The organism is Collimonas fungivorans, assembly GCF_001584145.1.
GTDB classification, from domain to species: domain Bacteria; phylum Pseudomonadota; class Gammaproteobacteria; order Burkholderiales; family Burkholderiaceae_D; genus Collimonas; species Collimonas fungivorans.
Genome location: NZ_CP013232.1, coordinates 2209628 through 2227484, shown reverse-complemented (window position 1 = coordinate 2227484; position 17857 = coordinate 2209628). Strand labels below are relative to the sequence as shown.

The 17857-nt window shown below is 62.5% G+C and carries 17 protein-coding genes; 10 read left to right on the top strand and 7 right to left on the bottom strand.

The window, feature by feature from the left end:
• Window positions 1-12: 12 nt before the first annotated feature.
• Window positions 13-843: a 3',5'-nucleoside bisphosphate phosphatase gene (locus CFter6_RS09610; RefSeq protein ID WP_061539744.1), complete on the bottom strand. Its 831-nt coding sequence runs from the start codon at window positions 841-843 to the stop codon at window positions 13-15.
• Window positions 844-942: 99 nt separating this feature from the next.
• Window positions 943-1542, bottom strand: a complete 600-nt coding sequence (locus CFter6_RS09605) for a TetR/AcrR family transcriptional regulator (protein WP_061539743.1) — start codon at window positions 1540-1542, stop codon at window positions 943-945.
• 183 nt (window positions 1543-1725) lie between these two features.
• On the opposite strand from CFter6_RS09605, the gene CFter6_RS09600 reads away from it, so the two are divergent.
• From CFter6_RS09600 to CFter6_RS09580, 5 genes are read left to right on the top strand one after another with little or no spacing between them, the layout of a single operon-like run.
• Entirely contained in the window at window positions 1726-3177 is a 1452-nt protein-coding gene (locus CFter6_RS09600) for an efflux transporter outer membrane subunit (protein ID WP_205631459.1), read from the top strand.
• Between the two features lie 24 nt (window positions 3178-3201).
• Complete coding sequence (locus tag CFter6_RS09595; protein WP_061539741.1) at window positions 3202-4401, top strand: HlyD family efflux transporter periplasmic adaptor subunit; 1200 nt, start codon at window positions 3202-3204, stop codon at window positions 4399-4401.
• Between the two features lie 18 nt (window positions 4402-4419).
• Window positions 4420-5958, top strand: coding sequence for a DHA2 family efflux MFS transporter permease subunit (locus CFter6_RS09590; protein WP_061539740.1), 1539 nt, complete (start codon window positions 4420-4422; stop codon window positions 5956-5958).
• Between the two features lie 18 nt (window positions 5959-5976).
• Complete coding sequence (locus CFter6_RS09585) at window positions 5977-6423, top strand: MarR family transcriptional regulator (RefSeq protein ID WP_061539739.1); 447 nt, start codon at window positions 5977-5979, stop codon at window positions 6421-6423.
• 27 nt (window positions 6424-6450) lie between these two features.
• On the top strand, window positions 6451-6633 hold the full coding sequence (locus CFter6_RS09580) for a hypothetical protein (protein WP_061539738.1): 183 nt from the start codon (window positions 6451-6453) through the stop codon (window positions 6631-6633).
• Window positions 6634-6792: 159 nt separating this feature from the next.
• On the opposite strand, the gene CFter6_RS09575 is transcribed toward CFter6_RS09580, so the two are convergent.
• Together CFter6_RS09575 and CFter6_RS09570 are read right to left on the bottom strand one after the other, a co-directional pair.
• Window positions 6793-7671: an alpha/beta fold hydrolase gene (locus CFter6_RS09575; protein ID WP_061539737.1), complete on the bottom strand. Its 879-nt coding sequence runs from the start codon at window positions 7669-7671 to the stop codon at window positions 6793-6795.
• Window positions 7672-7676: 5 nt separating this feature from the next.
• A complete protein-coding gene (locus tag CFter6_RS09570; RefSeq protein ID WP_061539736.1) occupies window positions 7677-8702 on the bottom strand; it encodes a patatin-like phospholipase family protein in 1026 nt (341 codons plus the stop codon).
• A 403-nt stretch (window positions 8703-9105) separates the two neighbouring features.
• Between CFter6_RS09570 and adh the strand changes: the two genes are divergently transcribed.
• The 5 genes from adh (at window position 9106) to eutC (ending at window position 14971) form a co-directional block, all read left to right on the top strand.
• Window positions 9106-10626, top strand: a complete 1521-nt coding sequence (gene adh, locus CFter6_RS09565) for an aldehyde dehydrogenase (protein ID WP_061539735.1) — start codon at window positions 9106-9108, stop codon at window positions 10624-10626.
• A 75-nt stretch (window positions 10627-10701) separates the two neighbouring features.
• The gene (locus CFter6_RS09560; RefSeq protein WP_061539734.1) at window positions 10702-11100 is read left to right on the top strand and encodes a DUF779 domain-containing protein; all 399 of its coding nucleotides are present in this window, start codon (window positions 10702-10704) and stop codon (window positions 11098-11100) included.
• Between the two features lie 207 nt (window positions 11101-11307).
• Window positions 11308-12699 carry an ethanolamine permease gene (eat, locus tag CFter6_RS09555; protein ID WP_061539733.1) on the top strand — a complete coding sequence of 464 codons (1392 nt, stop codon included), beginning with the start codon at window positions 11308-11310 and terminating at the stop codon, window positions 12697-12699.
• A gap of 36 nt (window positions 12700-12735) precedes the next feature.
• Window positions 12736-14139 (top strand): ethanolamine ammonia-lyase subunit EutB, encoded by a 1404-nt coding sequence (locus CFter6_RS09550; protein WP_061539732.1) that lies wholly within the window; start codon window positions 12736-12738, stop codon window positions 14137-14139.
• A gap of 19 nt (window positions 14140-14158) precedes the next feature.
• Entirely contained in the window at window positions 14159-14971 is an 813-nt protein-coding gene (gene eutC / locus CFter6_RS09545) for an ethanolamine ammonia-lyase subunit EutC (RefSeq protein ID WP_061539731.1), read from the top strand.
• Window positions 14972-14997: 26 nt separating this feature from the next.
• Here the strand turns inward: eutC and CFter6_RS09540 are convergent, their stop codons facing one another.
• The 3 genes from CFter6_RS09540 to dkgB are packed head-to-tail and all read right to left on the bottom strand — an operon-like array spanning window position 14998 to window position 17796.
• Window positions 14998-15996: an aldo/keto reductase gene (locus tag CFter6_RS09540; RefSeq protein WP_061539730.1), complete on the bottom strand. Its 999-nt coding sequence runs from the start codon at window positions 15994-15996 to the stop codon at window positions 14998-15000.
• 27 nt (window positions 15997-16023) lie between these two features.
• Window positions 16024-16983 carry a TIGR03571 family LLM class oxidoreductase gene (locus CFter6_RS09535; protein ID WP_061539729.1) on the bottom strand — a complete coding sequence of 320 codons (960 nt, stop codon included), beginning with the start codon at window positions 16981-16983 and terminating at the stop codon, window positions 16024-16026.
• A gap of 3 nt (window positions 16984-16986) precedes the next feature.
• On the bottom strand, window positions 16987-17796 hold the full coding sequence (dkgB, locus tag CFter6_RS09530; protein WP_061539728.1) for a 2,5-didehydrogluconate reductase DkgB: 810 nt from the start codon (window positions 17794-17796) through the stop codon (window positions 16987-16989).
• Between the last annotated feature and the right edge of the window lie 61 nt (window positions 17797-17857).

The following is a 17857-nucleotide window of genomic DNA, read 5'->3' as shown; positions in this document are numbered from 1 at the left end:
GTGCTACGGGAATCACCAGTTGTGCCACACCGGCGTCAGGCTGGCCGGCAGCGGCGGCAAGGCGCCGAGATCAACCCGCGATTCGCTCGGGCTGTGGAAATCGGAACCGCGCGAAGCCAGGAAACCGTAGTCGGCGGCGACCTTGGCGTAATAACCGTACTGGTCCGGCGTATGGCTGCCGGTGACGACTTCGATCGCGCTGCCGCCGAGCTGTTTGAACTCGTTGAAAAAAGCGTCGAAGGCCAGGTCGCTCAGCTTGTAGCGACCCGGATGCGCCACCACCGCCACCCCGCCGGCGCCGCGGATCCAGCGTACCGATTGCTCCAGCGAGGCCCAGCGATGCGGGACATAACCGGGATTGCCTTCGGTCAGGAAATTGCGGAACACTTCGCTGGTGTCGGCGCAGCGGCCGATCTCCACCAGGTAGCGGGCGAAATGGGTGCGCGATATCAGGTCTGGATTGCCGACATGTTTCAAGGCGCCTTCGAAGGCGTCGGGAATGCCTACCGCCGCCAGCTGTTCCGACATTTCGCGCGCACGCCGCTCGCGGCCGCCGCGGGTAGCCGCCAGTCCCTGCACCAGCTCAGGATTGGTTTCGTCGATCTGCAAACCGACGATATGGATGGTCTGTCCGGCCCAGGTGATCGATATCTCGACTCCCGCCACATACGGCAGGCCGAGCTCGGCCGCCGCGGCCCGCGCGGGCGCGATGCCGCCTATTTCGTCGTGATCGGTCAGGGCCCAGATATCGACGCCATTAGCCTTGGCGCGTTCAGCCACCGCCGCCGGCGTCAAGGTGCCGTCGGAAACATTGGAATGGCAATGGAGATCAACGTTCAACATCTATTGGTCCGTACAGGGAAAGCAGCTGTCATGGCTCGATTGTACGCTCCTTGGTGGTCCCATGCTGCGAGCGCACATTTCCCCGTCGCGGGAACATCCTCAAACGGCATAAATCCGCATGAAGGCATCGACGGCGCGCTCCACCGAATCGCGCACCTTGGCCGCCGTTACAGATGTGACGACTCCCAGCATCCTGACTTCGATCCACTCCGCTTCCATCAGGCCGTGGAACTGCAAGGCGGCGAGCCAGGCGTCGGCTTCGCGGATCTGTTTGCGCGCCATCGCGCTGGCGAAGAATTCGGCCATCCTGGTCGTGCCTCTTTTTGGTCCGCGCTCGTACATGACCTGGCCCAGCTGGGAGCGCTCGGCATGGTAAAGGATAAGGCGGCGCGCAGCGATGATCTCGGGCTGCAGTTTGGCCTGCAGGTACATCGTGCCGAAACGCTGCAAGACGGCGCGCAGATCGTCGGACTCGACCAGGCTGGCGAAGGTCAGGTCGAACTGCGCGCCAGCCTGGCGCAACAGGACTTCGACGAAAATTTCCTCTTTCGACGAAAAATAGTTGTATAGCGTCGCCTTCGACCCGCCCAGGCGCGCCGATATGTCCGACATGGAAGTCCCTTCGAACCCTAATTCATTAAACATCTGCGCAGAGATATCCAGGATCGCCTGTCGTCGTTCTTCACTTTTCTTGCGCATTGCGTGTTCCTTGTCCTTGCCTGCCTGCGGCGCTGGCGGCAATTTGCCGCGCCACTGTTGTAAAAAACCTACCCCTGTTAGGGCCAACAGTTTTACTTGACGACGCCGAAAAGTCAATACTATACTATACCGTACAGTTCAGTTATGTCATTCAGCTACGTCGATTACAACAGGATATTTCCTATGTCACGCCCTCATTCCCCACCCTACGCCGCCCCTGGCCTGCGCGGCATCGCCAGCATGTGCGTGCTGGCGCTGAGCATCAGCGGCTGCGCGCCGTTTTCCGAAATCGGCCCGCGCGCCGTGCCCAAGGACATCAGCAGTTATCAAACCGGCCAGCTGGCTGGCAATGCCGTCAGCTGGCCGGACGACAACTGGTGGGCGATTTACGGCGACCGGCAACTCGACACACTGATCGCCGAAGGCTTGAAGGGCGCGCCGTCGCTGGCGGCAGCCCAGGCGCGCCTGCTGAAAGCGCAGGGCGTGGCCCAGCAGCAAGGCGCCGCCCTGCTGCCGCAAGTCAGCGCGAATGCCTCGGCTGACTACATGAAGCAAAGCTACAACAACGGCGTGCCGCCGGAGTTCGTGCCGCAGAACTACAACTTCGAAGGCCAGGCCACGCTCAACCTCAGTTATGAAATCGATTTCTGGGGCAAGAACCGCGCCGCGCTGGCCGCCGCCACTTCCGACCTGGAAGCCGCCAGGGCCGACGCCGCCCAGGCCAAGATCACGCTGGCGACTTCGATCGCCGCCGCCTACGCCGAATTCGAACGCCTGCTGAGCCAGCACGATACGGCGCAAGAAGCGCTGCAGGTGCGGATACAGACGCTGGACCTGTTTGAACAGCGCCGCCTCAACGGCCTGGAGACGCTGGGCAGCGTCAAGCAGGTAGTGGCGCGCAAAGCCAGCGCCGAAGCCGACCTGCTGAGCCTGGACGAATCGATCGCCCTGCAGCGCAACAAGCTGGCCGCGCTGCTCGGCGCCGGACCGGACCGCGGCTTGTCGTTGCAGCGGCCGGTGCTCGACCTGTCCAAGCCGTTTGCCTTGCCGTCGCAGTTGCCCGTGAACCTGCTCGGCCGGCGGCCGGACGTGGTGGCCGCGCGCCTGCGCGCCGAAGCCGCGGCCAAGCAGATCAAGGTCGCCAAGGCGCAGTTCTATCCGAACGTGAACCTGACTGCCTACCTCGGCTTCCAATCGCTGGGACTGGGCATGCTGACCAAGGCCGGCTCCGACATCGGCAGCATCGGCCCGGCCATCTCGCTGCCGATCTTCGAGGGCGGCCGCCTGCGCGGCCAGTATCGCCAGGCCAGCGCCAGCTATGACGAAGCGGTGGCCAACTACGACAGCGCCGTGACGCAGGCATTGCAAGACGTCGCCGACGCCGCCGTCAGCGAAAAAGCCTTGTCGGGACGCCTGGGCAAGACGCAGGAAGCGGTCGACGCCGCTGCTGCCGCAGCCCAGATCGCCCAGAACCGCTACGAGGGCGGACTGGCGACCTACCTCGACGTGCTCAACGCGCAAGACACCCTGCTCACCAACCAGCGCGACCTGTCGACGCTGCGTTCACGCATGTTCGCGCTGGACGTGCAACTGGTACGGGCGCTGGGCGGCGGTTATCGCCAGGCTGCAATCTGATCAAACTCAATAGGTAAGAACAACATGTCACATTCCGATTCCCAGGCAGTCCAAGAACTCGCATCCAGTGAAGCCGCTCTCAAGGCAGAGCAGGCAGAACAGGCGGCCACCACCAAAAAACGCAAGAAACTATTCGCCATCCTGGGCGGCGTCATCCTGCTCGGCGGCCTTTCCTACGCCACTTACTGGCATTTCATCGGCTCGCGCTACATCAGCACCGACAATGCGTATACCGAGGCTGAAATTTCCCAGATCACGCCGGCCATCAACGGCATCGTCGCCGACGTCAAGGTGGTCGACACCCAATATGTGAAACAAGGCGAGGTGCTGGTCGTGATCGACAACAGCGACGCCAAGCTGGCGCTGCTGCAGGCCGAGGCCGACCTCGATCGCTCCGAGCGCCGCGTGCAGAGCTATTTCGCCAACGACGCCGGACTGGCGGCCCAGGTCCTGGCGCGCGATGCCGAGCAGAGCCGCGCCGCGGCCCAGGTGCTGTCGGCGCAAGCAGACTTGCAGCGCGCCGAACTCGACCTGCACCGGCGCGAAGCGCTGGCCAAGTCAGGTTCGGTCTCCGGCGAAGAACTGACCAACGCTCGCACCGCTCTGCTGACCGCGCAAGCCAACATGAAAGTCGCCGAAGCCGGCGCCATACAAGCCAAAAGCAACCGCAGCGCCACCATCGGCGCGCAGCAAGCCAGCACGGTGCTAACCGCCAACACCACCGTCGCCACCAATCCTGAAGTGGAACTGGCCAGGGCCAAGCGCGACCAGGCCAAGCTGGACCTGGAGCGCACCGTATTGCGCGCACCGGTGGACGGCGTGGTGGCGCGGCGCCAGGTCCAGGTCGGCCAGCGGGTGCAAGCTGGCACCGCCTTGATGACGGTGGTCCCGACCCAGTCGATGCACGTCGACGCCAATTTCAAGGAAGGCCAGCTGACCCAGGTGCAACTGGGGCAACCGGTCACCATGAGCGCCGACATCTACGGCGGTTCGGTCGAATACCACGGTACCGTGGTCGGCCTGTCGGGCGGCACCGGCTCGGCGTTCGCCATGATTCCGGCGCAAAACGCCACCGGCAACTGGATCAAGGTGGTGCAGCGTCTGCCGGTGCGGATTTCGATAGACCGCAAGGAGCTGATCGCCAAACCCTTGAGCGTCGGCTTGTCGATGGAAGTGGCTATCGATACGCGCGGCGTCAAGAGCGCACAGCCTTCGCCCATGTAAGCAGCAAGAAAGCAGATCATGTCATCCACTTCTTCGGAACTGCCGATCAAGCCCCTGGCCGGCGCGCAGCTGATCGGCGCCGGCCTGCTGCTGGCCGCCGCCAACTTCATCGCGGTGCTCGACACCACCATCGCCAACGTCTCGGTATCGACCATCTCCGGCGCACTGGGCGCCTCGTCCAGCCAGGGCACTTACGTCATCACTTCGTACGCGGTGGCGGAAGCGATCACCGTGCCGCTGACCGGCTGGCTCGCCAACCGCTTCGGCGCGGTGCGGGTGTTCATCACTTCGATGGTCATGTTCGGCGTGTTCTCGGCCTTGTGCGGCCTGGCCAACTCGCTGGGCCTGCTGATCGCCTTCCGCATATTCCAGGGGCTGGCCGGCGGCCCGCTGATCCCGCTCTCGCAGACCTTGCTGCTGCGGGTTTTCCCCAAGGAGAAAGCGCCTACCGCGGTCGGGCTGTGGGCCATGACTACCCTGATTGCGCCAATCGCCGGACCGATCCTCGGCGGCGTATTGTGCGACCAGTACAGCTGGCCCTACATTTTCTACATCAACGTGCCGGTGGCGCTGATCTGCGGTTACCTCGGCTGGAAAATGTTCAAGCGCTACGAGTCGTCGCTGGTAAAAGTACCTATCGACAAAGTCGGCATGGGACTGATGATCGTCTGGGTCGCCGCCCTGCAGCTGATGCTGGACCAGGGCAAGGAAAAAGACTGGTTCGCTTCGCCTGAAATCATGGCGCTGGCGCTGATCGCCATCATCGGCTTCATCGCCTTCCTGATCTGGGAACTGACCGAACGCAATCCGGTGGTCGACCTGCGGGTGTTCCGGCACCGCGGCTATTCGGCCAGCGTGATCACCATCTGCCTGGCGTTCGGCGCCTTCTTCGGCGCCACCGTGCTGACGCCGCTGTGGCTGCAGGGCTACATGGGCTACACCGCTACCCACTCCGGCCAGACCACCGCCCTGAGCGGCATCCTGGCGGTCATGACCGCGCCCTTCGTCGCCAAGCTGTCGACCAAAGTCGATCCGCGCAAGCTGGTGTGCCTGGGTGTGCTGTGGCTCGGTTCGGTGACCTTGCTGCGCAGCTTCAACAGCACCGACATGACCACCTTCCAGATCGGCTGGCCGCTGCTGCTGCAAGGCATAGGCATGCCGCTGTTCTTCGTGCCGCTGACAGGGCTGGCGCTGAGCAGCGTCAATTTTTCCGAGACTGCTTCCGCCGCCGGCCTGATGAGTTTTTGCCGCACCATGTCGGGCGCCATCGCTACTTCGCTGGTCAACACCAGCTGGGAAAACAAGGCGATCTATTATCACGCCGAACTGTCGGGCCTGGTCGACCAGGCCGGCAATGCCAGCAATACCCTGGTGCAGTCCGGCCTGAGCGCGGAACAGGCGCGGCTCAGCATCGAGCAGACCGTGCAGTCGCAAAGCATCATGCTGTCGACCAACCATATTTTCATGATGGCGGCGCTGTCATTCCTGCTGGCGGCGACCGCGGTATGGTTCGCGCCGAAACCCAAACGCGTTGCCGACACCTCGGCGGCGCACTAACGAAACCATCAAGCTGCCATGGCTACCCTAACCCATCTCCGGCAACAGCGGCAATCCGCCGCCGGCCTGGATGCCTTGATGGAACACGCACACGGCGCGATCCTGGACGCGCTGAACCGGGAATTGCAGGTGCTGGATATTACGGCGGCGCAGTACGTGATCATCGTCAACCTGGCCAACTCGCGCACAGAGTCGATCGCGGCGCTGTGCAAATTGCTGGCTTACGATCCCGGCGCGATGACGCGCATGGTCAGGCGGCTGGAAAGGAAAGGCCTGGTGACGCGGCTGCGTTCGCCGCGGAACAGCCGCGCAATCACGCTCGAACTGACCGCAGCCGGCTGGTCGATTTACCCGAAACTGATCGAATGCATCACCCATGTGCTGGACCAGCTCCTGGCGGATTTCAGCCAGGACGAAACCAGCAAGCTGAAAGAATTGCTGCATAAGCTGTTGTCGAAAATTTGACATTGATCTGCATGTCAGGAGGTACACATGTTTGAGCAAGAAATGAATGCCGGCGCTATCGGCGAGATAGACGAGCTGAGCGAAATCCAATACCACCTGACCGTGGTTGAATTCGACATCCTGTGGAACCGCCGCACCACAACGCAGGAACAGAGCCGCATGGACGACATGATCAGGCTGATCAATGCCTTCGAGGAAAGCCACTGCTGAATCGAGGAACTGCGCGAACGACAACGGCAGTCAGCCCGGTAGGGTGGGCACGCTTTTGTGCCCACGCGTGACCGCGATAGCCGGAGTACATGCCTGCGTGGCGTCGGAATGGCATGTACGTGGTGTGAGTTCCCGCGTGGGCACAAAAGCGTGCCCACCCTACGAGAGCAGGAACTGTTCAATCAGTGTCGCCAGTGCCTGCGGCTGGTCGTGGTGCAGCATGTGCCCTGCATTGGCGACCACCGCGGTCCTGGCGTGCGGCAGCATGGCGATACGGCTGTCGATCTCGCCGCGCATGACATCCTTGCCGCCCATCCACTGCCACATGTTGGTAAATTCCGCCTCGACGCATAACACCGGCGCCGTGGTGGCGCGCCAGCAGGCCAGCATTTCCTCCACCCGCGGCAGCACCGGGTTGATGATCTTGTGCGCAGGATCGGCCAGGATCTCCCAGCGCCCCAGGTCGTTCTGGCGCGACCAGTGCTGGGCCAGGAACGCCGCCCGCTGGTCGTCCAGGCGCAGATTGGTCTTCTGCAGGCGCGCGGCGACCGCTGCCAGGTCCGGGTAGCTCAGCAACGCAGCCGCTTCAATCAGCTGGTCCAGCCATTTGGCGTAACGCGCCGGCGCCAGCTCGGCCGACAGGTGTTCGCCGCCGAAACCTTCCAGGTTGATCAGCGCCTTGATCCGCTGCGGCCGGGTGCCGGCATACAGGCCCACGGCATAACCACCCATGCTGTGGCCGAGCAGGTTGACCGGCGCGTCGGCTGAATAATGCTGCAAGATGGCGTCGAGGTCGGCCAGGTAATCGGGGAACCAGTAGCTCTCCACCGGAGGCCCTTCTGTCAGGCCGAAGCCGCGCCAGTCCGGCGCGATCACATGCCAGTCGCGCTGCAGGCAATCAACCACGAACTGGAATGAGGCCGATACGTCCATCCAGCCGTGCATCATGAAGATTTTCGGGGCGCCGGCGCGGCCCCAGTGGCGTATGTGATAGCGCAAGCCGCGCAGGGCAAGGAATTCTGAACGGGATAGTTTCATGGGTATCAGGCCAGGAATTGGTCGAGGTCGAAATTCGATTGCAGATCGGCGCCGGAAAATTTCTCGGTCAGCCAGAGTTCTGCGCGCGCCCTGCCGGCGTCGCGCAAAGCATGGATGAAAGAGGCTTTGGTGTTCAGCTTGCTGGCCGAGCTCAGCTGGCTCATCAAGGCATCCGAATCGATCACATGGATGCGCAGCTCCTTGAGCCGGTCGTGCATTTTGCCGCGTGCCTTCGGATCGGCCTCGGTCTCGCGCTTGGCCAGCGCCAGCCCGCCCAGCTCGGTAAAGAAGGTCGAGCTGAAACTGATCTCGCTCAGGCGCTGGCCGATCTCGTCGGTGCCGGTAGGCGTCAGCGGCCGGCGGAACGGGTGCAGCAGCACCGCCAGCACATCGGGTGAGTTGCACAGATGCAGCAGCGGAAAAATCGGCGGATTGGCGGTCAGCCCGCCGTCCCAATAGGCCTCGCCGTCGATCTCGACCGCGTGGTGCATCGACGGCAGGCAGGCCGACGCCAGCAAGGCGTCCTGCGTCAAGTCGTCATTGCGGAAGATGCGCAGGCGGCCGGTGCTGACCTGGGTGGCGGCGATGAACAGTTTGACCTTGCCTTCCGCCTGCAAGCGTTCGAAGTCGATCTGCTTGCCGAGGATGTCGCGCAAGGGATTCAGGTCAAACGGATTGAGCTGGTACGGCGAAAACATCCTGGTCACGGAGAACATGTGCTTGAGCAGCGCCGAGGAAGTAGCCTGCGAAGCGATGCCGGCCTCGCTCAGGGCGTCCGGCCGCATGAAACTGTAGAGATCGCGGGTGCTGACGCTATCCCAGAAATCGGCCAGCGCCTGGCGCGCGCCGTCGCGGCCGCCGATCGCCAGGCCGTAACTCATCGCCACCGCGTTCATGGCGCCGGCGCTGGCGCCGCTGATGCCCTCGATTTCTATCCTGGGATCTTCCAGCAGGCGGTCCAGCGCGCCCCAGGTGAACGCCCCATGCGAACCCCCGCCCTGCAATGCCAATGTCATTATCTTGTTTTGCATGAAATCTTCCCTGAAGATTGCTGTCGGTTGAATGGTGTCTTGCCAGCTGGCGGCAAGGCCTGACCATAGTCTCCTGAGCTGCCAATTTGCCAATCTTTAGCTTAATGCATTTTCTCCGAATGCACTGGGAATAACACTGGCACGCACTGACACCTTTTGCAGCAACTGTGCTCAGCCACTGTTCAGAAACGGAACAGTTGTCGTGTGCTTTTAAAATACCAGACTGTTGTCCAATCCGCCATCGCCAACCACTCCATCCTTCGCAAGCCGCGCCAGGCAAGGCTCCAGGAGATCCCGTCCGAGCCGCCGCCGCACCGGCGCGGCACTGGCACATTCGTTGCGCAATGACAGATGCAGTTTGTAGCGCTGAACCCCACTCACTCATTCCAAGCCAGAGGACGACATGAATCTCGCAGACATCAGCAAGCTAGCCACTCGCAATCCGTTCAAGCAACGTTATGACAATTTCATCGGCGGCAAGTTCGTGGCGCCGGTCAAGGGTGAATATTTCGAGAACGTCAGCCCGGTGATCGGCAAGACCTTCTGTGAAATCGCCCGCTCCGGCGCCGAAGACATCGAACTGGCGCTGGACGCGGCGCACGCCGCCAAAGCCGCTTGGGGCAAGACCTCGCCGGCCGAACGCGCCAACATCCTGAACAAGATCGCCGACCGCATGGAAGCCAACCTGGAATTGCTGGCGATTGCCGAAACCATAGACAACGGCAAGCCGATACGCGAAACCACGGCCGCCGACATTCCGCTGGCGATCGACCATTTTCGTTACTTCGCGGCCTGCATCCGCGCCCAGGAAGGTTCGGTCGCCACCATCGACGACCAGACCTATGCCTATCATTTCCACGAGCCGCTCGGCGTGGTAGGCCAGATCATCCCATGGAATTTTCCGATCCTGATGGCGGTCTGGAAACTGGCGCCGGCGCTGGCCGCCGGCAATTGCGTGGTGCTGAAACCGGCTGAGCAGACGCCGGCCTCGATCATGGTCTGGGTCGAGCTGGTGCAGGATCTGCTGCCGCCCGGCGTGCTTAACATCGTCAACGGCTTCGGCCTCGAAGCCGGCAAGCCGCTGGCCTCCAGCAAACGCATCGCCAAGATCGCCTTCACCGGCGAAACCACTACCGGCCGCCTGATCATGCAATATGCCTCGCAAAACATCATCCCGGTGACGCTGGAACTGGGCGGCAAATCGCCGAATGTATTCTTTGCCGACGTGATGGATCAGGACGACGCGTTTTTCGACAAGTGCCTGGAAGGTTTTGCCATGTTCGCCTTGAACCAGGGCGAGGTCTGCACCTGCCCGTCGCGCGCGCTGATCCAGGAGTCGATCTACGAGCGTTTCATGGAGCGCGCACTAAAACGGGTCAAAGCCATCAAGCAAGGCAACCCGCTCGACAGCGCCACCATGATCGGCGCCCAGGCTTCGCAGGAACAGCTGGAAAAAATCCTGTCCTACATCGACATCGGCAAGCAGGAAGGCGCCAAGCTGCTCACCGGCGGCGTGCGCAAGCAGCTGGGCGGCGATTTCGATGCCGGCTACTACGTCGAACCGACAGTCTTCGAAGGCAACAACAAGATGCGCATCTTCCAGGAAGAAATCTTCGGCCCGGTATTGTCCGTCACCACCTTCAAGGATGAAGAAGAAGCGCTGGCGCTGGCCAACGACACCTTGTACGGCCTGGGCGCAGGCTTGTGGACCCGCGACGGCTCGCGCGCCTTCCGCATGGGACGCGGGATCCAGGCCGGCCGGGTATGGACCAACTGCTACCACCTGTATCCGGCCCATGCGGCATTCGGCGGCTACAAGCAGTCGGGCATAGGCCGCGAAAACCACAAGATGATGCTGGATCATTACCAGCAAACCAAGAACCTGCTGGTCAGCTACAGCCCGAACGCACTGGGCTTTTTCTAAACGCGCTGGCTCCTGCCCCATCTGCACCGGGCAGGAGCCAGCATCGCCTTATCCCTTCGCCAGCGACCACACATCATGCCCGCCATCCCCGCCCGCGTCAGCGCCACCGGCGCCGCACTGGAATTCCTGCAGCAGCTCAGGCAAAAACATGGCCCTCTCATGTTCTTTCAATCCGGCGGCTGCTGCGACGGCAGTTCGCCCATGTGCTACGCCATCGGCGATTTCCAGGTCGGCGATGCCGACGTCTATCTCGGCGACCTGGACGGTACGCCGTTTTATATCGGCGCCGACCAGTTCGAATACTGGAAACATACCCAGCTGATCATCGATGTGGTGGCAGGCAACGGCGGCATGTTTTCTGTCGACAACGGCAGCGGGCGGCGCTTCCTGAGCCGTTCGCGACTGTTCAGCGACGACGAATATGCGCTGCTGGCCGCAGCCCCGCTACTGCTGGGCGAACAAGCCGCCGAATAATTGTGCACCACAAAGGCACGTATTTTGCTTTTGTATTGCTCTTGCGTGCCTGCAAGACCAGGCTGCAATCGCAGCTTGCCGAGCCGACAACAGATATGCACCGCTTTCGCCTGCACGCTGCCCAAAGTGGCGCAGCAGAAGCGCAGTAGCGTGTGATCTGGAACCTTTTCTTTCGATTTTCGTGCACCTATCCCGTGGAGAAGCCTCATGAATGCAAAAACCGGCTCAGGCGCCAGCGCAGCCCCCGCCTTGAAACAGACCCTGGGCACGATACAGCTATGGGGGATCGCCGTCGGCCTGGTGATTTCGGGTGAATATTTCGGCTGGAGCTATGGCTGGGCTTCGGCCGGCACGCTCGGCTTCACCGTGACGGCGCTGTTCATCGCCGCCATGTACACTGCGTTCATCTTCAGCTTCACCGAACTGACCACCTCCATCCCGCATGCCGGCGGCCCGTTCGCCTACAGCAAAAAAGCCTTCGGGCCGCTGGGCGGCTATTTTGCCGGCGCCGCCACCCTGATCGAGTTCGTGTTTGCGCCGCCGGCAATTGCGCTGGCGATCGGCGCCTATCTCAACGTCCAGTTTCCATCGCTCGATCCGAAGACCGCCGCGGTCGGCGCCTATGTGGTGTTCATGGCGCTGAATATCGTCGGCGTGCAGATCGCCGCCATGTTTGAACTGTGCGTGACCTTGCTGGCGATCTTCGAACTGCTAGTGTTCATGGGCGTAGTCTCGCCGGGATTTTCGATTGCGCATTTCACCAAGGGCGGCTGGTCCGGCCAGGACAATTTCAGCCTGGCTTCCATTCCCGGCATGTTTGCCGCCATCCCGTTCGCCATCTGGTTTTTCCTGGCGATCGAAGGTGTGGCGATGGCCGCCGAAGAAGCCAAGGATCCGAAACGCTCTATCCCGATCGCCTATATCACCGGCATCATCACCCTGGTGCTGCTGGCCATCGGCGTCATGGTGTTTGCCGGCGGCGCCGGCGACTGGACCAAGCTGGCCAACATCAACGATCCGCTGCCGCAAGCGATGAAACTGATCGTCGGCGAACACAGCAGCTGGCTGCACATGCTGGTCTGGCTCGGCCTGTTCGGCCTGATCGCATCGTTCCACGGCATCATCCTCGGTTATTCGCGGCAGATTTTTGCGCTGGCGCGCGACGGCTACCTGCCTGGCTATTTCGCCAAGATCCATCCGCGCTTCCAGACCCCGCACCGGGCGATCCTGGCCGGCGGCGTGATCGGCATCGCCGCCATCTACAGCGACCAGCTGATCACGCTCGGCGGCCAGACCCTGACCGCCAACATCGTCACCATGTCGGTGTTCGGCGCCATCACCATGTACATCATCAGCATGCTGAGCCTGTTCCGCCTGCGCCGCAGCGCGCCCGACATGGCACGGCCGTTCCGCGCGCCCTTCTATCCATGGTTCCCGGCGTTTGCATTGGTCGGCGCCTGCGTCTGCATGGCCACCATGATTTATTACAATGCACTGATCTTCGGCATCTTCGCTGCCTTCCTGGCTTGCGGCTACGCGGTGTTCCTGATGACGAAAAACAGCCGCGGCACCGAGCAAAGCGCCTATGATGTTGTATAGGGAGCACATTGGCCATCTGTCTGGAGGACGCTGTCAGTGAATAACAGAACGCATCAGTTCAGCCATATCGTCGGAGCGAAAACCTATCTGTTCCGCGACCTGAAAGACTTGATGGCCAAGGCTACGCCGCCCCGCTCCGGCGACTACCTGGCAGGGCTGGCCGCCGGCAGCGCGGAGGAAAGGGTGGCGGCCCAGATGCGGCTGGCCGAGCTGCCGCTGGCGACCTTCCTGGACGACCTGCCGGTGCCCTACGAACAGGATGAAATCAGCCGCCTGATCGTCGACGACCACGACGCTGCCGCTTTTGCCGCCATCAGGCATTTGACAGTGGGCGACTTCCGCAACTGGCTGCTGAGCGACCAGGTTGATGAAATCGTGCTGGCGGCAGTCGCCCCCGGCATCACCCCTGAGATGGCGGCCGCGGTATCCAAGATCATGCGGGTCCAGGACCTGATCCTGGTCGGAAAAAAATGCCGGGTGGTGACGCGCTTCCGCAACACCATCGGCCTGCCGCACAGCCTGTCGACACGCCTGCAGCCGAACCATCCGACCGACGACGCCACCGGCATCGCCGCCAGCATCCTCGACGGCCTGCTGTACGGCAGCGGCGACGCCGTCATCGGCATCAACCCGGCCACCGACAACGTGCCGCAGGTGATCAAGATCGTCAGCATGCTCAACGACATCATAGACCGCTACCAGATTCCCACCCAGTCTTGCGTGCTGACCCACGTCACCAACACCATAGAAGCAATCAACCGCGGCGCCCCGGTGGACCTGGTATTCCAGTCGATTGCCGGCACCGAAGCCGCCAACCTCAGTTTCGGCATCAGCCTCAAGCTGCTGGCCGAAGCGCACGATGCGGCGCTGTCGCTGCAGCGCGGCACCGTCGGCAACAACGTCATGTATTTCGAAACCGGCCAGGGCAGCGCGCTGTCGGCCAATGCCCATCACGGCATCGACCAGCAGACCTGCGAAGCGCGCGCCTATGCCGTGGCGCGCAAGTTCAAGCCGCTGCTGGTCAATTCCGTAGTCGGCTTCATCGGCCCCGAATACCTGTACGACGGCAAACAAATCATCCGCGCCGGCCTGGAAGACCATTTCTGCGCCAAGCTGCTCGGCCTGCCCATGGGCTGCGACGTCTGCTACACCAACCACGCCGAAGCCGACCAGAACGACATGGACATCCTGCTGACCCTGCTCGGCGCCGCGGGCTGCACCTTTGTCATGGGCATCCCGGGGTCGGACGACATCATGCTCAACTACCAGACCACCTCTTTCCATGACGCGCTCTACGCGCGGCGTGTGCTCGGCTTGAAGCCGGCGCCGGAATTCGAGGCATGGCTGAAGGCCATGAAAATCTTTACCGAAGACAGCTACGTCAAGCTGGGCGACCAACTGCCGCCGGCATTCCGGCAGGCGTTGCAGTATTTATCCTGAGCTGTCCTGAGGTTCATACATGAGCGATTCGAATCCCACCGTAGTCGACAATCCCTGGCAGGCGCTGCGGCAGTTCACCGCCGCCCGCATCGCCCTCGGGCGCAGCGGCGTCAGCCTGCCCACCTCGGCGCAGCTGGAATTCCAGCTGGCCCATGCGAGAGCGCGCGATGCAGTGCACCTGGCCCTCGACACGCAGGCATTGAGACAGGCTTTGAACAATAACGGCGATATCTGCATCACCCTGTCCAGCGCGGCAGAAACGCGCGATATTTATCTGCAGCGCCCCGACCTCGGGCGCCGCCTCGACGCTGCTTCGCGCAGTGCGCTGACAGAACAGCCGCGCAGCGCCTCGCGCCGTTACGACCTGGCCATCGTTATCGCTGACGGCTTGTCGGCGCTCGCCATTGAACAGAACGCCCTGCCTTTCCTGGACGCCCTCAAGCAAAGGCTGGCGCCGGACAACTGGACGCTGGCGCCGCTGGCCATCGTGCGCCAGGGACGAGTCGCCATCGGCGATGAAGTGGGTGAACTGCTGGGCGCCAAAGCTGTAGTGGTGCTGATCGGCGAACGCCCCGGCCTGAGTTCACCGGATAGCATGGGCTTGTACCTGACGTGGGCGCCGCGCGTCGGCCTGACCGATGAAAGCCGCAATTGCATCTCCAACGTCAGGCCGGCCGGCTTGTCTTATGCGGAAGCGGCTTACAAGCTGCACTACCTGCTGACGCAGGCGCGCCAGCGGCAGTTGTCCGGCGTGCAGTTGAAGGACGAAACCGCAAGCCAACACGGCGAACTGCAACGGCCCGAACGCAATTTCCTGCTGGAAGAGCGCTAGGGCCGGCCAACTCCGCCTAAGGCTGATCAGGCGTTTCGCAGCGGCGCATTGGCCGCAACCAATCCTTGCTCACGCAACGCCAGCCAGAATCCAGCCGGAATTTGCGTTTCCGCCAGCGCCAGGTTTTCCGCGATGCGCTCGGGACGGCTGGCGCCCGGAATCACCGCCGCCACTGCAGGATGGGCCAGCGAGAATTGCAGGGCCGCAGCCTTGATATCGACCTGGTATTGGGCGGCGATTGCCTGGATATGCTGGACCCGCTTGATCATTTCGGGCGTCGCCTTTTGATATTCGAAGTGTTCGCCGCCGGCCAGGATGCCGGAGTTGTAAGGTCCACCGACGACAATCCCGGCGCCGCGTTGTTCGCAGGCGGGCATCAGCTGTTCCAGCGCATGCCGGTGATCGAGCAAGGTGTAGCGGCCGGCCAGCAGGAAACCGTCGGGATCGGCCTGCTGCAGGGTCAGCAAGCACGGCTCAACCTTGTTCACGCCCAGGCCCCAGCCCTTGATCACGCCTTCTTCGCGCAAACGCGTCAGCGCCTTGGCCGCGCCGTTCATGGCGACATCGAATACTTCAAGCCAGTTCTCGCCATGGAAATCCTGGGCGATGTCGTGGATCCAGACATAATCGATGCGATCGGTGCGCAGGCGCTTCAGGCTGTCTTCGATGGAGCGCAAGGTGCCGTCTGCGGTGTAATCGTAAATCACCTTGTTGGGCAAGCCGTGCACGAACAGGCCGCCCTTCTCGCCCAGGTCGCGCGTGCTGGTGTCTTCGATTTCGTCCAGGATCAGGCGGCCGACCTTGGTGCTCAGCACATATTCGTCGCGCGGATGAGGCGCCAGCGCCTGGCCCAGCCGCAGCTCGGCCAGGCCGGCCCCGTAAAACGGCGCGGCGTCGAAATAGCGGATGCCGTTCTGCCACGCCGCCTCCACCGTATCGAGCGCTTCCTGCGCCGGGATATCGCGGAACATGTTGCCCAAGGGGGCGGTGCCGAATCCTACTTTTCCGGGTAAATTGATACGCATGAGATTTCCTTGATTTTGTTAAATGGATTAGACAACTGCTGCTTCAGCGACGTCTGCGACGTTGCCTGCCAGATGAAATTCGGGTAACACAAATTCAGCGATTTCCGCCATCGTCTCCGCCAGCGGCCGCCGGTTTTGCCGAAAGTGCAGGCCGATATGGCCCACGCCCGCCTCCTGCATCGCCGCCAGTTCCGCCACCAAGCCCTTGCGCCCGACCCTGCCGCCAAAGCGGTGCCGGCGCATCGGCGCGTGGGCGTCATCGGCCAGGTCGAGGTGGATGAAACTGATATACGGCTTGTCGTTGCCGGCCACTGCACGCCAGGCGGCGGCGCGATGCGCGTGATCTTCCGGCGTGCCGGGATAGGCCAGGCAACCGTCCATCTGCTGGCCGAGCCAGGCCGGCGTCTGCTGCGCCAGGCCGGCCACCAGCAACGGCAAAGGGCGCGGCGGCCGCGGCAGCACTTTGATGCCGGGCGGCAGGTAGTCCGCAGCCCAGTTGCGGATCAGTCCCACCTGTTCGCGGAACGCCTGGCCGCGGCCGGCGAAATCGCGGCCGAACAGCGGGTATTCAACCGGCCGGTCGCCGCTGGCGATGCCAAGCAAGAGACGGCCGTTGCTGAGCTGGTCGACACTGGCGGCTGCTTTCATGGTCAGCAGCGGTTCGCGCAAAGGCAAGGCCACCGCGGCCGTGCCGAGCAGGATATTGCGGGTGATGCCAGCCAGGTAGCCGAGATAGGTAAATACTTCGAACACCTGCGCTGCATCGCCGAAGGCCGGATCATAAAGCGGCACATCGCGCAGCCACAGCGCGCGGAAACCCAGGCGGTCCGCGAGTTTCGCCAGTTCGGCATGGCGCTGCAGGTCCGGTTCGCCCGGCAGCCGTGGGCTGCCAGCCTGGCGCGCCGCCATCGACCAGTCGTTGTCCAGCGGCAGTTCGAGGCCGACGCTGAAACCGCCGGCGCCCAATGTAGAAAGCGCGGATGACATGATTTAATCCCAGGCCGGGGCCAAGCCTTCCGGATTAGCCAGGCGCTCATTGCGCTCCAGGGTTGCGATCTGCGCCATGTCTTCTGCCGACAGCACGATGCCCTGCAGCTTCAGGTTGTTTTCCAGGTTGGCGCGTTTGGTCGAAGACGGAATCACCGCAAAGCCTTGCTGCAGCGCCCAGGCCAAGGCGATCTGCGCCGGGTTGACCCGATGCTGCTCAGCGATGCGGACAATCACCGGTTCCTGCATGACCTTGCCGTAGGCCAGCGGCATGTAAGCGGTGATATGGATGCCCTGGCTGCGGGCAAACTCTACTACCTTGCGGTTCTGCAGGAACGGATGGATCTCGACCTGCTGGGTCGCGATCTCGGCGGCGCCGACCGCAGCGATGGCTTGCGCCAGCTGGGCGTTGGTGAAATTGGAAACGCCGGTCAGCCTGGTCAGGCCTGCCGCCTTGGCTTCGGCCAAGGCCGCCATATAGTCCGCCACCGGGATCGCATCCTTCGGCGACGGCCAGTGGATCAGCGTCAGGTCCAGCTGTTCCAGGCGCAGCTTGCGCAAACTTTCCTTCAGGCTCGGGATCAGCTTGCCGGGCGCCAGGTTCTCGATCCAGATCTTGGTGGTGACGAACAGTTCGTCGCGGGCGACGCCGCTGTCGGCGATTGCCTGGCCGACTTCGGCTTCGTTGCCGTAGATCTGCGCGGTATCGATATGGCGATAACCGACTTCGATGCCGGTGCGGACCGAATCGATCACCACCTGCTCCTGCAGACGGAAGGTGCCGAGGCCGATGTTAGGGATGCTGGTATTCATGAAATTCCTTTGAAAGAGACGACGAGATCGGTCCATATTGCGCCCTGTCACTGCGCCGATT

Excerpts from the sequence above, each read along its gene's own strand:
- CFter6_RS09605 (WP_061539743.1), bottom strand. The coding sequence starts at position 1,542 with ATGCGCAAGAAAAGTGAAGAACGACGACAGGCGATCCTGGATATCTCT.
- dkgB (WP_061539728.1), bottom strand. The coding sequence starts at position 17,796 with ATGAATACCAGCATCCCTAACATCGGCCTCGGCACCTTCCGTCTGCAG.
- CFter6_RS09560 (WP_061539734.1), top strand. The coding sequence starts at position 10,702 with ATGCCCGCCATCCCCGCCCGCGTCAGCGCCACCGGCGCCGCACTGGAA.
- CFter6_RS09535 (WP_061539729.1), bottom strand. The coding sequence starts at position 16,983 with ATGTCATCCGCGCTTTCTACATTGGGCGCCGGCGGTTTCAGCGTCGGC.
- CFter6_RS09570 (WP_061539736.1), bottom strand. The coding sequence starts at position 8,702 with ATGCAAAACAAGATAATGACATTGGCATTGCAGGGCGGGGGTTCGCAT.
- adh (WP_061539735.1), top strand. The coding sequence starts at position 9,106 with ATGAATCTCGCAGACATCAGCAAGCTAGCCACTCGCAATCCGTTCAAG.
- CFter6_RS09540 (WP_061539730.1), bottom strand. The coding sequence starts at position 15,996 with ATGCGTATCAATTTACCCGGAAAAGTAGGATTCGGCACCGCCCCCTTG.
- CFter6_RS09610 (WP_061539744.1), bottom strand. The coding sequence starts at position 843 with ATGTTGAACGTTGATCTCCATTGCCATTCCAATGTTTCCGACGGCACC.
- CFter6_RS09600 (WP_205631459.1), top strand. The coding sequence starts at position 1,726 with ATGTCACGCCCTCATTCCCCACCCTACGCCGCCCCTGGCCTGCGCGGC.
- CFter6_RS09595 (WP_061539741.1), top strand. The coding sequence starts at position 3,202 with ATGTCACATTCCGATTCCCAGGCAGTCCAAGAACTCGCATCCAGTGAA.
- eutC (WP_061539731.1), top strand. The coding sequence starts at position 14,159 with ATGAGCGATTCGAATCCCACCGTAGTCGACAATCCCTGGCAGGCGCTG.
- CFter6_RS09590 (WP_061539740.1), top strand. The coding sequence starts at position 4,420 with ATGTCATCCACTTCTTCGGAACTGCCGATCAAGCCCCTGGCCGGCGCG.
- CFter6_RS09580 (WP_061539738.1), top strand. The coding sequence starts at position 6,451 with ATGTTTGAGCAAGAAATGAATGCCGGCGCTATCGGCGAGATAGACGAG.
- CFter6_RS09585 (WP_061539739.1), top strand. The coding sequence starts at position 5,977 with ATGGCTACCCTAACCCATCTCCGGCAACAGCGGCAATCCGCCGCCGGC.
- eat (WP_061539733.1), top strand. The coding sequence starts at position 11,308 with ATGAATGCAAAAACCGGCTCAGGCGCCAGCGCAGCCCCCGCCTTGAAA.
- CFter6_RS09575 (WP_061539737.1), bottom strand. The coding sequence starts at position 7,671 with ATGAAACTATCCCGTTCAGAATTCCTTGCCCTGCGCGGCTTGCGCTAT.